Source organism: Streptosporangium sp. NPDC006007, from assembly GCF_040614315.1.
In the GTDB taxonomy this organism is placed as follows: domain Bacteria; phylum Actinomycetota; class Actinomycetes; order Streptosporangiales; family Streptosporangiaceae; genus Streptosporangium.
Genome location: NZ_JBEXUG010000006.1, coordinates 81084 through 96125, shown reverse-complemented (window position 1 = coordinate 96125; position 15042 = coordinate 81084). Strand labels below are relative to the sequence as shown.

The window sequence follows — 15042 nt, the reverse complement described above, 5'->3', positions numbered from 1 at the left end:
CGTCGTGTGCGGCATCGTCGCGATCCACTCACCGCACGGCGGCCTCGCCGAAGCGGACGCCGAGAAGGGCATGACGGCCCTTCTGGCCCGAGGCCCGGACGGAACCGGCGTCTGGTGTTCGCCGACCGGGCGCGCCGTGCTGGGACACACCAGGCTCGCGGTGATCGACCCGCGCACCGGCGGCCAGCCGATCGCCGGCGAGGAGGGGCGGCGCCACCTGGTCGCCAACGGCGAGTTCTACGGCTTCCGGGAGATCCGGCGGGAACTCGCCGACGCCGGGCACCGGTTCCGGACACAGAGCGACAGCGAGATCGCGTTGCACCTTTACCGGAGGGAGGGCCCCCGGGCCCTGGACCGGCTCCGCGGCGAGTTCGCCTTCGTCATCTGGGACGAGCGGTCGGGGGAACTGTTCGCCGCCCGTGACCGCTTCGGCGTCAAGCCCCTGTACTACACCCGGCACGAGGGCCGGCTCCTGCTGGCCTCGGAGATCAAGGCGCTGCTGGCCTGCGGGGTGCCCGCGCGCTGGGACACGGCGGCGTTCGCCGCGCACCTCCAGGTCGCGCTGCCCACCGACCGCACGCTCTTCGCCGGCATCTTCCAGCTGCCCCCCGGCAGCTACCTCGTCGCGGGACCGGACGGCGTCACCGTGCACCGATACTGGGACCTCGACTACCCGCCGGCGGCCGAGCTGGAGGGCGGGGACGGGCGCTGGGACGACCACGTGGACGAGATCCGCGCCGCCGTCGAGGACGCGGTGCGGGTCCGGATGATCGCCGACGCGCCGGTCGCCTACCACCTCAGCGGCGGCCTGGACTCGACCAGCGTGGTCGCCACCGCCGCCCGGTACGGCACGGTCACCGCCTTCACCGTCCGATTCGACGACCCCGCCTTCGACGAGAGCGGGGTGGCCGGTCGCACCGCCCGCCACCTGGGCATCCACCACCACAAGATCGACTCCCGCCGCGCGGACTTCGGCCGGCACATACGGAAAACCGTCCGGGCGGGGGAGACCGTCCAGGAGAACGCGCACGGCATCGCCCGCTACCTGCACAGCCGGGCGATCCGGGGACACGGCTTCAAGGTCGTGCTGGGCGGGGAGGGCGGCGACGAGCTGTTCGCCGGATACCCGCAGTTCCAGAAGGACCTGGCGCTCGGCCTGTTCCCGGAGCTGCTCGCCGAGACCCGGCGCGGCTACCGCAGGCTCGCCGAGGCCGGAGCACCCGCCCACCTGCGAACCCTGCTGGACGAGCTGGGTTTCGTGCCCAGCTGGGTGCTCGACCGGTATCTGTCGGTGACATCCCCGGTCGTGCCCCTCCTCCGGCCGGAGTTCGCCGAGGAACTGGCGGGCACCGACGCCTGTACCCCGCTGCTCGGCGCGGCCGGTGACCGGCTCGCCGGCCGGGCACCGCTCCACCAGTCCACCTACCTCTTCGCCAAGAGCTGGCTGCCCAACTACATCCTGGCCGCCGAACGCCTCGACGCCGCCCAGGCCGTCGAGGCCAGGCTGCCGTTCCTCGATCACCACCTGTTCGCCGTGACCCGGCGCACCCCGCTGCGTCGCTACACCCATGACGGCGCGACGAAGTACCCCCTGCGGGCCGCGATGGCCGACCGGCTGCCGCCCGAGGTGAGCGCCGGGCGCAAACGCGGATTCCTCGCGCCGCCGGTGGTGAGTGACAACCGGATGCTCGCCGTGGTGCGGGAGCTGGCCGGCGGATCGGCCATGCGGGACAACCCGTTCTTCCGGCCGGAGGCGGTCGCCCGGTTGGTCCAGCGGCTCGCCGTACGGCCGTCGCACCAGCGGGCGGCAGGGGAGCGCCTGATACAGCTCGTCGGCACGGTCGCCGTGCTGGCCGAGGAGTTCGGGCTGGCGGGAAGCCGGCGGGAAGGGGAGACGTGACCGGGACGCAGCACGGGTCCGACGAGCTCGCCCGCAGGGTCGCGGCGTTGCCCGCGGATCGCCGGGCGTTGTTCGAGGAGACGCTCCGCCGCCGAGCCGGCTCCCGCGGCGGGGTGCGCCGCCTCGATCCCGGCGAGCCGGCCCCGCTGTCGCACGGGCAGCAGCGGATGTGGGTCCTGCACGGACTGGCGCCGTCGGCCTGCAACTACGCGACCGCCGTCCGGCTGCGCGGCCCGCTCAACGTCACCGCCCTGCGTGCCGCGCTGCGCCAAGTGGTCCAACGACACGAGGTGCTGCGCACCGGCTTCCGGTGGGACGGCGACGACATCACGACCACCGTGCACCCGCGGGCCGATCCGCCGTTCCGGCTCGTGGACCTGAGCGCGTCGGCCAGGCCGGAGGAGACCGCCAAGGCTCTGCTGCGGGAGGAGTCCCGCAGGCCGTTCGACCTGTCGGCCACCCCGCTGCTGCGGGTGACCGTCTTCCGGCTCGCACCGCGCGACCACCTGGTGTTGCTCGTCCTCCACCACATCGCCACCGACGGCTGGTCCAACGGCATCCTGATCGAGGAGCTCTCCGCCCTCTACCGCGACCTCCTCCACGGCGGGCCTGCCACCCTGCCCGTCCTCGCCGTCCAGTACCGCGACTACGCGGCCTGGCAGCGCCGGCGGCTGCGGGGAGAGGAACTGGACGCCCTGACGGAGTTCTGGAACGACCAGGTCCGCGACCTGTCCCATCTCGACCTCCCCGCCGACCTGCCGCGGCGGGCCGAACCCCGCGGCGAGGGCGCGAACCACGGCTTCGTCCTGTCCCCCTCGGTCACCCGGCGACTGTCCGAGCTGCGCCGCCGCGAGGGCGGCTCGTTGTTCATGCTGGTGCTGGCCGCCCTCGTGGCGGTGCTGCGGACCGTGACCGGTCAGCGCGACCTCGTCGTCGGCACCCTCGTCGCGGGCCGGAACCGCGCGGAGCTGGAAAGGCTGATCGGTTATTTCGTCAACGTGGTGATGCTCCGGTTCGCGGTGGACGACCGGTCCGGCTTCCGGGAACTCTGGCGCCACGTGCGGGAGCGCGTGCTCGCCGCGCAGGCCCACCAGGAACTGCCGTACGAGCGGCTGATCCAGCTGCTGCGGACGGACGGCCGCACCGACGCCGAACCACCGATCCGCCTGGTGTGCGTGGCGCACCAGGCTCCGCCGGGGCTCGACCTGACAGGGCTCACCGCCGAGGTCGAGGACGTGGACCTCGGCGGCACACAGTTCGACCTGACGGTCGAGGTACGGCGGGAACCGCACGGCCTGCAGGTCGCGTTCCAATACGACCTCGACCTCTTCACCCCGGCCACGGTGCGACTCCTCGCCGGCCACCTGCGCGCCGCACTGGAACGCGTCGCCGACGACCCCGGCCTGCCCTGCGCCCGGCTCCTCCCCGTGACGCCCGCCCCACACCGTGAGACGGCGGTCGAAGACGGCGCCCGCCTGCACGGGTTGTTCGAGGAGCGCGCCGCGCGCGCACCGGACGCGGTGGCGCTCCTCGCGGCCGGCCGGCAGATCACCTACCGGCGGCTCAACGCGCACGCCAACCAACTCGCCCGCCGGCTGCGCGCGATGGGGGTGCGCCCGGAGGACCGGGTGGCCCTGCTCCTGCCCCGCTCCCCGGACTCGGTGACCGCGACGCTCGGCGTACTCAAAGCCGGCGCCGCCTACGTGCCACTCGACCCCGGCCACCCCGCCGTGCGGCTGTCGGAGATCCTCGCCGACGCCGCCCCGGCCTGCCTCGTCACCACGACGGCGCTGCGAGACCGCTGCCCCGGATACCGGGGACCGGTGCTGTGCCTGGACGGCCAGGCCGGCGAGCTGGGCGCCGAGGCCACCACCGACCTTCGCCTGCCGATCCACGCCGACGGCCTCGCGTACCTGCTGCACACCTCGGGCTCCACCGGAAGGCCCAAGGGCGTGCTCGGTCTCCACCGGGGGGCGGTCAACCGGGTGCGCTGGCTGGAGCGAACCCACCCGTTCCAGCCCGGCGAGGTCTGCGCGGCACGCACCGCCCTCGGCTTCGTCGACTCGGTGTGGGAGACGTTCGGCCCGCTGGCCGCCGGCGTGCCGCTGCTCGTGCTCTCCCCCGACGAGGCCGCCGACCCGGCCCGGCTGGTCGGCCTGCTCGCGAGGCACCGGGTCACAAGACTGGTCGGCGTACCCTCGCTGGCCGGCATGCTGCTGGACGAGGTACCGGATCTCGGCGACCGGCTGCCGGCGCTGCGGTTCTGGATCCTCAGCGGTGAGACCCTCACCGCCGGCCTGGCCCGCCGCCTCCACGACCGGCTGCCCGGCCGGACCCTGCTGAACCTCTACGGCTCCTCCGAGGTCTCCGCCGACGCGACCGCCGCCGAGGTTCCCGCCGGTTCACCGGGCTCCCGGGTGCCGATCGGGCGATCGATCGGCGGCGTGACCGCGCAGGTGCGAGACCCCGTGCTCCGTGCGCTGCCCCCGCTCGCGCGCGGCGAGCTGTACGTGGGCGGAGAGTGCCTGGCACGCGGATACCACCGGCGTCCGGCCGACACCGCCGCGGTGTTCCTGCCCGCCCCGGACGGCCCGCCCGGGGCCCGGACGTTCCGAACGGGAGACGCCGCACGCCGGCGCTCCGACGGTCAGCTCGACCACCTCGGCCGCCTTGACGGGCAGGTCCAGATCCGTGGCCACCGCGTGGAGCCGGAAGAGGTGGAACGGGCGCTGCTGAGCCATCCCGGCGTCCGCGCGGCCGCGGTCACGGCACGTCCCGACGCCACCGGGTCGACGGCACTCGCCGCCTACGTGGTGGCGGACGGTCCCCTCGACCCCGTCGCGCTACGCGACCTCCTGCGCCGACGGCTCCCGGACCACATGGTGCCCGGCCTGTTCACCGAGGTCCCCGCCCTGCCGTTGACCCCGAGTGGCAAAGTCGACCGGCAGGCGCTGCCGGACCCCGCCACCCCGGCCGCCACCGTCGAAGCCCGGCGCCCCGCCCCGCCCCGCACCCGCCTGGAGGCCGCGGTGGCGGAGGTGTTCGCCGAGCTGCTCCCGGGTCGGCCGCGGCCCGGCCCCCACGACGACTTCTTCGTCCTCGGCGGGCATTCCGTACTGGCGGCCCGGGTGGCGGCGCGACTACGAGAGGGGTACGGCGTCGACATCGGGCTGCGCGACCTGTTCGCCGCCCCCACCGTGGCCGCCCTGGCCGCCCGGATCGAGGGACGGGAACGAGACCTGGGCCGTCTTCCGCGCCCGCTCCGGATCGTGCCCGCACCCGAGGCGCTCACCGAGCCGTTCCCCCTGACCGATGCGCAACAGGCGTACTACGTCGGGCGGGACGACAGCCTCGACCTCGGCGAGGTCTCCACCCACGCCTATCTGGAGCTGTCCGTCACCGACCTGGACGTCGGCCGGTTCCAGGCCGCCCTGCGCGGGGTGATCGCCCGCCACCCGATGTTGCGCGCGGTGGTGCGCTCCGACGGCCGCCAGCAGGTGCTCGCGACCGTTCCGCCCTACCAGGTCGCCGTCCAGGACCTGCGCCACGTGCCGGAGGCGGACGAGCGGCGGCGCCTGATGGCGGTGCGGGAGGAGATGTCGCATCAGGTGCTGCCGGCCGGCAGGTGGCCGCTGTTCGAGGTCCGTGTGGCGTTGCTCCGCGACGGAGGCGCGCGCGTCCAGGTCAGCGTCGACGCTCTGATCTGCGACGCCTACAGCTTCGGGCTTGTCATGGCCGAACTGGGAGCCCGCTACCGGGAGCCCGGCCATGAGCCGCCACCGCTGGAGGTGAGCTTCCGCGACTACGTGCTCGCCGAGCGGGGGCGCCGGGAGTCCGCCGAATACGCCGCCGCGCTGGACTACTGGCGCAAGCGGGTGGCCGAACTTCCCGCCGGTCCGGACCTGCCGCTGGCGAGGGCACCGGAGACCCTGGGCAAACCCCGGTTCGAGCGGCGGTCCGGCCGGGTCGGCGCACCGGAGTGGGCGGCGCTGAAGACCCGCGCCGCGTCGGCCGGCCTCACCCCCTCCGGGCTGCTGCTGGCGGCCTTCGCCGAGACGCTGACGACCTGGAGCCGGCGCCCGCGTTACTCGTTGATGCTCACGGTGTTCCACCGGGAGCCGGCGCACCCCCGGGTCGGGGAGATCGTCGGCGACTTCACCTCGCTGACCCTGCTTGAGGTCGACCACACCGGCCCCGGCGGCTTCGTCGACCGCGCCCGCGCCCTGCAGCGACGGTTGTGGGCCGACCTCGACAGGTCGGCGGTCAGCGGCGTCACCGTGATGCGGGAGTGGACGGCACGACACGGCGGACGCCCCCGGCTGGTCACACCCGTGGTGTTCACATCCGACCTGCCGCTCGCCGGCGGCGGCGAACCCGCCGGGGCCGGGGCGTGGACGCTCGGCGAGCCCGCCTACGGCATCACCCAGACGCCGCAGGTCCACCTGGACCACCAGGTCGGCGAGGAGCGGGGCGAGCTGGTGTTCAACTGGGACGCGGTCGGCGAGCTGTTCGCCCCCGGTGTCCTGGACGGCATGTTCGACGCCTACCGGCGTCTGCTGTCACAACTCGCCGCGGAGGCCGGCGCCTGGCAGCGGCCCCTCCGGATCCCGCTGCCGGCACCCCAGCGGGACCGGCGCGCCGCGGTCAACGCCACCGCGGCGCCGCCACCGGACCGCTGCCTCCACGACGCCGTGTTCGCGGCGGCCGGCCGTCTCCCGGAACAGGTCGCCGTCGTCGACGGCGAACTCCGCATGACCTACCGCGAACTGGCCGCGCGGTCCCACCGGATCGCACGCACGCTCCGCGGACTCGGCGCCGGGCCCGGCGAGCTCGTCGCCGTCGCCGGGCGCAAGGGGTGGCAGCAGGTGGTGGCCGCGCTCGGCGTCCTGGAGTCCGGAGCGGCGTTCGTCCCGGTGGACCCGGACCTGCCCGCGGCTCGGCTCACCCACCTCATCCGGCGCGCCGAGGCGCGCATCGTGCTCACCCACCTGGCCGTCGGTGAGCTGCCGCTCCCGGACGGCGTGCGATCGCTGGCCGTCGACGACGAGAACGCCGTCGGCGCCGCCGACGAGCCACTGGGGTCCGTCCAGGGGCTCGACGACCTCGCCTACGTCATCTTCACCTCCGGCTCCACGGGGGAGCCGAAGGGCGTGATGATCGACCACCGCGGCGCGGCGAACACGGTCAACTGCGTCAACCGCCACTTCGGCATCGGCCCGCGCGACCGGGTGCTCGCGGTGTCCTCACTCAGCTTCGACCTGGCCGTCTACGACCTGTTCGGCGTGCTCGCGGCCGGTGGGACCGTCGTGCTGCCGAGCCACTTCCGCCACCGTGAGCCCGCGCACTGGGCGGAGCTCGTCGCGCGCGAGCGGATCACCGTGTGGAACTCGGTTCCCGCGCTGGCCGAGGTCCTCGCGGGGTACGCCGAAGCGCTGGCGCCCCGGGCGCTCCGCACCCTGCGCGTGGTCCTTCTCAGCGGCGACTGGATCCCCGTCGCGTTACCGGACCGGATCCGGCGGCTCGCCGCCGACGCCCGCGTGACCAGCCTCGGCGGCGCCACCGAGGGCTCGATCTGGTCGGTCTGGTACCGGGTCGGCGAGGTCGGCCCGGACTGGCGCAGCATCCCCTACGGCGTGCCCATGGACAACCAGACCACGCACGTCCTGGACCGCGCCCTGGCCCCGCGGCCGGACTGGGTCGCGGGCGAGCTGTACATCGGCGGCGCCGGCGTCGCCCTCGGCTACTGGCGTGACCCCGTACGGACCGCACAGAGCTTCCTGACCCACCCCCGGACAGGGGAGCGCCTCTACCGCACCGGAGACGTCGCCCGCTACCTGCCCGGCGGCACGCTGGAGTTCCTCGGCAGGGAGGACAACCAGGTCAAGATCAGCGGGTTCCGGGTGGAGATCGGTGAGATCGAGGCGACCCTGGAACGGCTCCCCGCCGTACGCTCCGCCGCCGTCGTGGCCGACGGCGACCCACGCGGCGAGAAGCGGCTGGTGGGCTACGTGGCGGCCGAACCCGGGGAGCGGCTCGACCCGGCCACGCTGCGACGGCGGCTCGCCGAGCTGCTGCCGGGCTACCTCGTGCCCTCGACGCTGCACCTCGTCGACGCGCTCCCACTGACCGGCAACGGAAAGGTCGACCGGGAGGAACTCCGCCGCCACGCCGGCCGGCACCGGACGCGGGCGGAGCCGCGTGTCCGGGACACCGGCCGGCTGCGCTCGCTGGTGACCGAGATGGCGGCGCTGTGGCGCGAGGTGCTGAACGTCGAGGAGGTCGGACCGGACGACGGTTTCTTCGCGCTGGGCGGCACCTCACTGCAGGCCATCCGGTTGCTCACCCTCGTCCAGCAGTCCAAGGGCGTCCGGATCCCGCTGGCCCGGCTGCTCGACGCGCCGACCGCCGTCGCACTGGCCGAAGCCGTCGCGGAGGCCGAGGACACCCCGCACGCCGACCCGGACGGGCTGCCGGTCCTGCGCCCGGACCCGGACCGGCGTCACGAGCCCTTCCCGCTCACCGACATCCAGCAGGCCTACTGGCTCGGCAGGCGGACCGCCACCGGACTGGGCGGGGTGGCCACCCACAGCTACCTCGAACTCGACGTCGACGACCTGGACCCGGCGCGGCTGGAGCTCGCGGTACGCCGGCTCGTCGATCGGCACGAGGCGTTGCGCACGATCGTCCGCGCGGACGGCTACCAGCAGGTGCTCCCGGAGGTGCCGCCCTACCGGGTGGCCCATGAGGACCTGCGCGGGAGGCGTCCGGGGCAGGCGCTCGACCGGCTCGCCGCGGTCCGCGACGAGATGTCCCACGAGGTGCGCGACGCCGGGCGGTGGCCGCTGTTCGAACTGCGCACCCACCGGATCGACGAGGCGCGCACCCGCCTCCACCTGAGCCTGGATCTGCTGATCGCCGACGCCCACAGCACGCGTGTCCTCACCGGCGAGCTGCTGACCCTCTACCACGACCCCGCCGCGGACCTGCCCGAGCTGACCTGCTCGTTCCGCGACTACCTGCTCGCGATGGTGGAGTTCCGCGGCGGCCCCGCGCACCGGAGGGCCCACCGGTACTGGGAGCGCCGGCTGCCGGAGCTGCCGCCCGCCCCGGCGCTGCCCCTGACCGCGCGCCCGGAGGAACTGGTCCGGCCCCGGTTCGAGCGGCTGGTGACCGAGCTGGAACCAGCCGACTGGGCGGCACTGCGGACCTGGGCGGCCACCGCCGGCCTCACCCCGTCGGCCGTCGTCTGCGCCGCCTTCGCCCACGTGCTCGGCGCCTGGAGCAGCGCGCCGCGGTTCACCCTCAACCTCACGACGTTCAACCGCCTCCCGCTGCATCCGCAGGTTCACGCCCTCGTCGGCGACTTCACCGCCACGACGTTGCTGGCCGTGGACTCGGCGGCGCCGTCCGTCCCGGAACTGGCCCGCCGGATACAGGCGCAGATCTGGCGGGACCTGGAGCACAGGACCGTCAGCGGCGTCGAGGTGCTGCGGGCGCTGCGCCGCGATCCGGACCGGCGCGGTGACGCGCTGATGCCGGTCGTCTTCACCAGCACCCTGCTGCCCGACGGCGTGCCGCCGCCCGCACCACCCGCCCACTGGCGCGCCCGGCCGGTCTTCGCGATCAGCCAGACCCCTCAGGTGCTGCTGGACCACCAGGTCGGCGAGGCGGCCGACCGGCTGGTGTGCACGTGGGACCACGTACCGGCGGCGTTCCCCCCGGGCCTGGTCCAGGCCATGTTCGGTGCCTTCGGGCACACGCTCGCCGCCCTCGTGGCGGAGGCCAGACAGACGGAAGGTGGTCAGCCTTGACGGCCAGGCCCACGGCGTCGCTGCTCCCTGCGGACCAGCAGGAGCTGCTGCGCGAGATCAACGACCGGCGGGCACCGATCCCGGCCGGCACGCTCGACGAGCTGGTGGCGGCCGCCGGCGCGCGGCCGGAGGCGCCGGCTGTCATCACACCCCGCCGCACCCTCGGCCACGCCGAGCTGATCGCCCGAGCGGACGCGGTCGCGGCCCGGTTGCACGCGCTGGACGTCGTCCCCGGTGACCGCGTGGCGTGCTCGGTCGAACCCGGCTGGGAGCAGGTCGTCGCGCTGCTCGGCGTGCTGCGGGCCGGCGGCGTCCACCTCCCGGTCGCGCCCGCGCTCGGCCAGGTCGCCCGCCGGCAGCGGGTCGCTCGGTCCGGGGCGAGCGTCGTTCTCACCCAGTCCTGGCTCGCCGAGCGGATGGCCTGGCCGGACACGGTCACCATCGTCGCCGTGGACGAGCTCGAACCGGGCCCGGGGCGAAAGGCCGTCCACCGCCCTCCCGAGGCGGCGGCATGCCTCCTTCCGGGGAGGGACGACCGGCGGCCCGCGGTCCCGGTGAGCCACCGGGCGATCGCGACGATGGCCACCGAGCTGAACCGGCGGTTCCACGTGGGGCCCGAGGACCGCCTGCTCGCGCTGTCGCCACCGGAGTCGGGGCTTGGCCTGTACGAGGTCTTCGGCGCCCTTCTCGCCCGCGCGACCCTCGTGTTCGGCCAGGATCTCGACGCCCGCAGCCCCTCGGCGTGGGCGGAGTCGCTCCGGCGCGAGCAGATCAGCGTCTGGCATTCCCCGCCCACCCTGCTCGGTATGCTCGTCGATCACCTGGAGACCCTCGGCGGGCGACTTCCCCCCCGGCTCCGGCTGGTCCTGGTCGGCGGTGAGCGCCTCCCCCCGGATCTGGTCCGCCGCCTCCGGAGGCGGGCCGGCCCCCATCTCGTGGTGGCCTCCCTCGGCGCCGCCACGGTTCCCGGACTGTGGGCGACCTGCGCCGAGCTCGACGACCCGCGCGACGAGTGGCGTTCGGTGCCGATCGGGAGGCCGCTGCCGAACCAGCGGATCTTCGTGCTGTCGGAGTCGATGACCCAGTGCCCCGTCTGGGTGACCGGACGGCTGTACTTCGGCGGCGTGGTCGCCGAATCCTGCTCCGACCCGGAGGCGGATGAGCGGGCAGGGCACCCCGAGACAGGGGAACCGCTGCTGCGCACCGGACAGTTCGGCCGGTTGCTCCCCGACGGCGACGCCGAGGTCGTCGGCGACGAGACGGCCCAGGTGACGGTCCACGGCCGCGCGTTGAACATGCACGACACCGAGGTGGCGCTGGCCGGGCACGAGGCGGTGCGGGACGCGGTCGTGGTGCCCGTCGCCGGCGGTTCGGAGTCGCTGGCCTACGTCCGGCTCGCGCCGGGAGAACGGATCGACGGCTCCCGCCTGCTGGACCACCTCCGCCGCAAGGTGTCGCCCTATCTGCTGCCCGGGCGCGTCGATGTCGTGACCGAGTTCCCCCTCACCCCGGACGGCAGGGTGGACCGGCGCGCGCTGGCGGAGGCCCCCCGGCAGGGCGCCGGGGACGACGTGGTGGCCGAGGCGCCCACCACCACCACCACCGGCGGCGGCGGCGAGCTCATCGAGCAGGTGACGCGGATCGCACGCCGGGTACTGGGCGTCGGCGACATCGAGCCGAACATGAGCCTGCTTGACGTCGGCGCCACCTCCATCGAGCTCGTCCGGCTGGCCACGGCCGTCGAGGAGGAACTGGGCGTCACCGTGGACGTCGAGGAACTGCTGCGCTTCCCGTCGATCGGGGTGCTGGTCGGCAAGCATCTCGGCGAGTCGGAGCCCGCGTCGGCCGCTCCGGCCGCAGCACCGGCGGACCGGCCGCGGGAGCCCGCGCCGGCCCCGGCGAGCCCCCCGCCGCTCGGCGGCGTCCTGGAGCGGCAGGCGTTCAAGGACGCCGCGCACGGGATCCGGCACGAGTTCGACGAGACGGAGGGCATCGCCCTGGCGGGAGCCGGAGCCGACCGCCTCGTCGCCCGCCGCACGCACCGCGGCTTCGGGGCGCGCCCGGTGGACTTCGCCGCGGTCGCCGAACTCCTCGGCGCGGTGCGGCAGATCCGGCACGGCGGGGAGCCCAAACGCCGATACCCCTCGGCCGGCGGCGCGTACCCCCTCCAGGTCTACCTGGTCGCCGAGCCGGGCCGGATCCGGGAACTGCCGGCCGGCAGCTACTACCACCACCCGGAGCGCAACCTCCTGATACCCGTCGCGCCGGGCGCCCTGGTCGACGTCACCGCCCACGCCGAGATCAACCGGCGGAGCTTCCGGGAGTCGGCCTTCTCGCTCTACCTGGTCGCGCGGATGGACGCGATCACCCCGCTCTACGGCGACCTCGCCGCGGACTTCGCGATGTTCGAGGCGGGCGCGATGACACAGCTGCTGATGGAGACCGCCGCCGAACAGGGACTGGGGCTGTGCCCGGTCGGGACGATGGAGACCGCCCCGCTCCGCGATGTCCTGCGGCTCGGCGCCGGCGACCGCCCCCTGCACGCGCTGCTCGGCGGTCACCCCGGGGAGAAGGGGTGAACCCGCGCCGGGGACCGGTCCCCCATCAGCGACACGCCGTCACGCCGGCCACCGCGGACCGGGTGCGCCCCGACGGTACGCCCCCCGGGCCGCGGCTCCCCCTCCTGCTGCGGCCCGCTCATGACGGCGTCGACCTCGCGGGGTGGGCGGAGGCGTGTCAAGACCGCGTACACGGCTGGCTGTCTCGGTACGGGGCACTGCTCTTCCGCGGCTTCGGCGTGACGCGGGAGGACTTCGGCGCCGTCGTGCGCGCGCTCGCGGGCGAACCCCAGGCCTACATGGAGCGCTCGTCACCCCGCACCGAGGTGGGCGACCGCATCTACACCGCCACCGATCACCCGGCCGACCAGCCCATCGCGCTGCACAACGAGAACTCCTACCAGCGCGACTGCGTGGCCACCCTGGTGTTCTGCTGCCTGACCGCGCCCGGGCGCGGCGGCGCGACCACGGTGGCGGACACGCGGCGGATCCTGGCACGTCTCGATCCCGGGGTGGTGCGTGCCTTCGCCCGGCACGGCGTGCGCTACGTACGCAACTACGGCGACGGCGTGGGCCTGCCCTGGCCCGAGGTGTTCCAGACCGGCAGCCGGGACGGCGTGGCCGCCTACTGCCGGGAACGGGGGGTCGACCTGGAGTGGAAGCCCGGCGGGGGGCTGCGGACCAGCCAGGTGCGGCCCGCGCTCGCCGAGCACCCGGTGACCGGGGAGCGGGTCTGGTTCAACCACGCCGTCTTCTTCCACGTCACGAGCCTGCCGGCGGAGGTGCGAGACGCCCTGCTCCGCCAGTTCGCCGAGGAGGACCTGCCGAACAACACCTACTACGGCGACGGCCGGCCGATCGAGCCGGCCGTACTGAGGCACCTTCGCGACGCCTACCGGGCCGAGCAGGCCGCCGTCCCCTGGCAGGAGGGCGACGTACTGCTCGTGGACAACCTCCTGGCGGCGCACGGCCGGGAGCCGTTCTCCGGGCCGCGCCGGGTGCTGGTCGGCATGGCCGGATCGGTGTGCTGGGACGACGTGCGGGCCGGGGAGGAGCCGTCATGACGGGACCCCCCCAGTGGCGCGGCCCGCGCAGGGCCTCGTTCCTCCAGCGCGGCCAGTGGCCGTGGTTGCGGGACGCCCCGCCCTCGGCCGCCTTCGCCGCCCGCGGCCTCCTCGGCAGCGGGACGGTCGACGACGACCGGCTGGCGCGGGCGGTCGCCGCCGTGGCCGACGCCGTTCCCCTGCTGCGCACCACCTTCGCGGAGGACGACGCCGGGCTGTGGCTCCGGGCGGACGGCGACGGCGCGGCGCTGACCCGGACCGACCTGCGCGGCGATGACGAGCCACACGCCCGCTGCGTCGCGCTGCTGCGGGCCGACCGGGGCCGCCACACGGACCCCGAGCGCGGCCCGCTGGTCCGCTTCCACCTGGTGCGGCTGACCGGCCACGACGTGGTGCTGGGCGTCGTCGCCCACCGGTTGCTGCTCGACGCCCGCTCCCTCTACATGGTGCTGGGCGCGGTATGGCAGGCATACTTCGGCCGGTTCCGGGCCGCCCGGTACCGCGACTTCGCCGAGGTGGTGGACTTCCACCCGCTCGGCAGGGAGAACGTGGTCGCGGCGCGGCGCCGCTGGTGGTCTCGCCGGCTGCCTCCGCTGCGCGACCACCCGGCCGCTGAGGCGCCGGCTCGGGAGAACCGGACCTCACGGCTGCGGATCTCCGGGGCCCGCTGGCACGCCCTCACCGAACTCGGCGGCCGGGGGGGAGGCAGCGGATCGCTCGCCCTGGCGGCGCTGACCGCCTGGTGGCTTCACGCCCACGGCGCGCGGGGCGACAGGCCGCACCTCAGCGCCGAGCTCGACCTGCGCGACCACCTTGAGCTGGGGCCGGTGATCGGCCCGCTGACGGATCGTCTCGTATTCGGGGTGGACCTGGCCGGCCTGCGCGACCCCTCGTTCCGCGACGTGATGCTACGCACCCGGATCGGCTTTCTCGACGCGGTCGTGCACTACCTCCCCTATCACGACGTGGTCGACCTCGCCGTCGAGCTCGGCGTGGCGGTGCCGCCCCGGGTCGCCGCGCGATGGGACACGGCCGTCCATTTCTGCCGCAACGCGCCGAGCAGCTCGCTCACCCGCGGTGAACGCTCACTGGCCGAACTCGGGGTCTCCATCGAGCTGTTCCGGGAGGCCGACCTGCTCGGAGCCGGCAACGCCGCGCGTGCCGGCGGATGGGACGGCACCAACCTCGACCTGAGCGTCGGAGAGCTGGGCGAGGACAAGGTGATCGTGTTCGACCACAACGGGCTCCAGCCCGATCGGCCCGCGACCTCCGGCCTGCTCCCCTGCCTCGACGCCGCCGTCGAACGGGCCGTCACCGACCCGGCGGCCCCGCTGACCACGGGGATCATCAAGGCGGGGGCCGGTGGGGGCGGGGAGACCACAGGCGGAGAAATCACAGACAGGGAAATCGTTCGGAGGAGTGACCGGTGACTGAGACGACCCACGCGCCCGAGCCCACCTACCACGTGGTGATCAACGACGAGGAGCAGTACTCGATCTGGACGACCGAACAGGAGATCCCCGCCGGCTGGAGAGCCGTCGGCCGGAGCGGCGACAAGGAGAAATGCCTGTCCTACATCGAGGAGGTGTGGACGGACATGCGGCCGCGCAGCCTGCGCGAGCACATGGCCGCCACCTCCGGCGCCGAGCCGGAAGAGGTGCCCGAGGACCCGACCCCGTCCCTGGTCGATCGCCTCTGCGCCGCCGAGC

The 15042-nt window shown here is 74.4% G+C and carries 5 protein-coding genes and 1 pseudogene; all 6 read left to right on the top strand.

All coding sequences use genetic code 11. The features are described from left to right. Window positions 1–4: 4 nt before the first annotated feature. A complete protein-coding gene (gene asnB, locus ABZ194_RS07240; protein ID WP_355593318.1) occupies window positions 5–1900 on the top strand; it encodes an asparagine synthase (glutamine-hydrolyzing) in 1896 nt (631 codons plus the stop codon). Next, on the top strand, window positions 1897–9711 hold the full coding sequence (locus tag ABZ194_RS07235) for an amino acid adenylation domain-containing protein (RefSeq protein WP_355593316.1): 7815 nt from the start codon (window positions 1897–1899) through the stop codon (window positions 9709–9711). Before asnB ends, ABZ194_RS07235 begins: the two co-directional genes overlap by 4 nt. After that, complete coding sequence (locus ABZ194_RS07230; RefSeq protein ID WP_355593314.1) at window positions 9708–12290, top strand: AMP-binding protein; 2583 nt, start codon at window positions 9708–9710, stop codon at window positions 12288–12290. The genes ABZ194_RS07235 and ABZ194_RS07230 overlap by 4 nt, the downstream gene beginning before the upstream one ends. Continuing rightward, window positions 12287–13333, top strand: coding sequence for a TauD/TfdA family dioxygenase (locus ABZ194_RS07225; protein WP_355593312.1), 1047 nt, complete (start codon window positions 12287–12289; stop codon window positions 13331–13333). Before ABZ194_RS07230 ends, ABZ194_RS07225 begins: the two co-directional genes overlap by 4 nt. Continuing rightward, on the top strand, window positions 13330–14763 hold the full coding sequence (locus ABZ194_RS07220) for a condensation domain-containing protein (protein WP_355593310.1): 1434 nt from the start codon (window positions 13330–13332) through the stop codon (window positions 14761–14763). Before ABZ194_RS07225 ends, ABZ194_RS07220 begins: the two co-directional genes overlap by 4 nt. Beyond that, a pseudogene (locus tag ABZ194_RS07215) lies at window positions 14760–14963 on the top strand (MbtH family NRPS accessory protein); the annotation flags it as partial. The gene ABZ194_RS07220 and the pseudogene ABZ194_RS07215, both read left to right, overlap by 4 nt. Between the last annotated feature and the right edge of the window lie 79 nt (window positions 14964–15042).

What these genes read in the sequence shown, in the direction of transcription:
- ABZ194_RS07220 (WP_355593310.1), top strand. Translation starts at nt 13,330, where the DNA reads ATGACGGGACCCCCCCAGTGGCGCGGCCCGCGCAGGGCCTCGTTCCTC.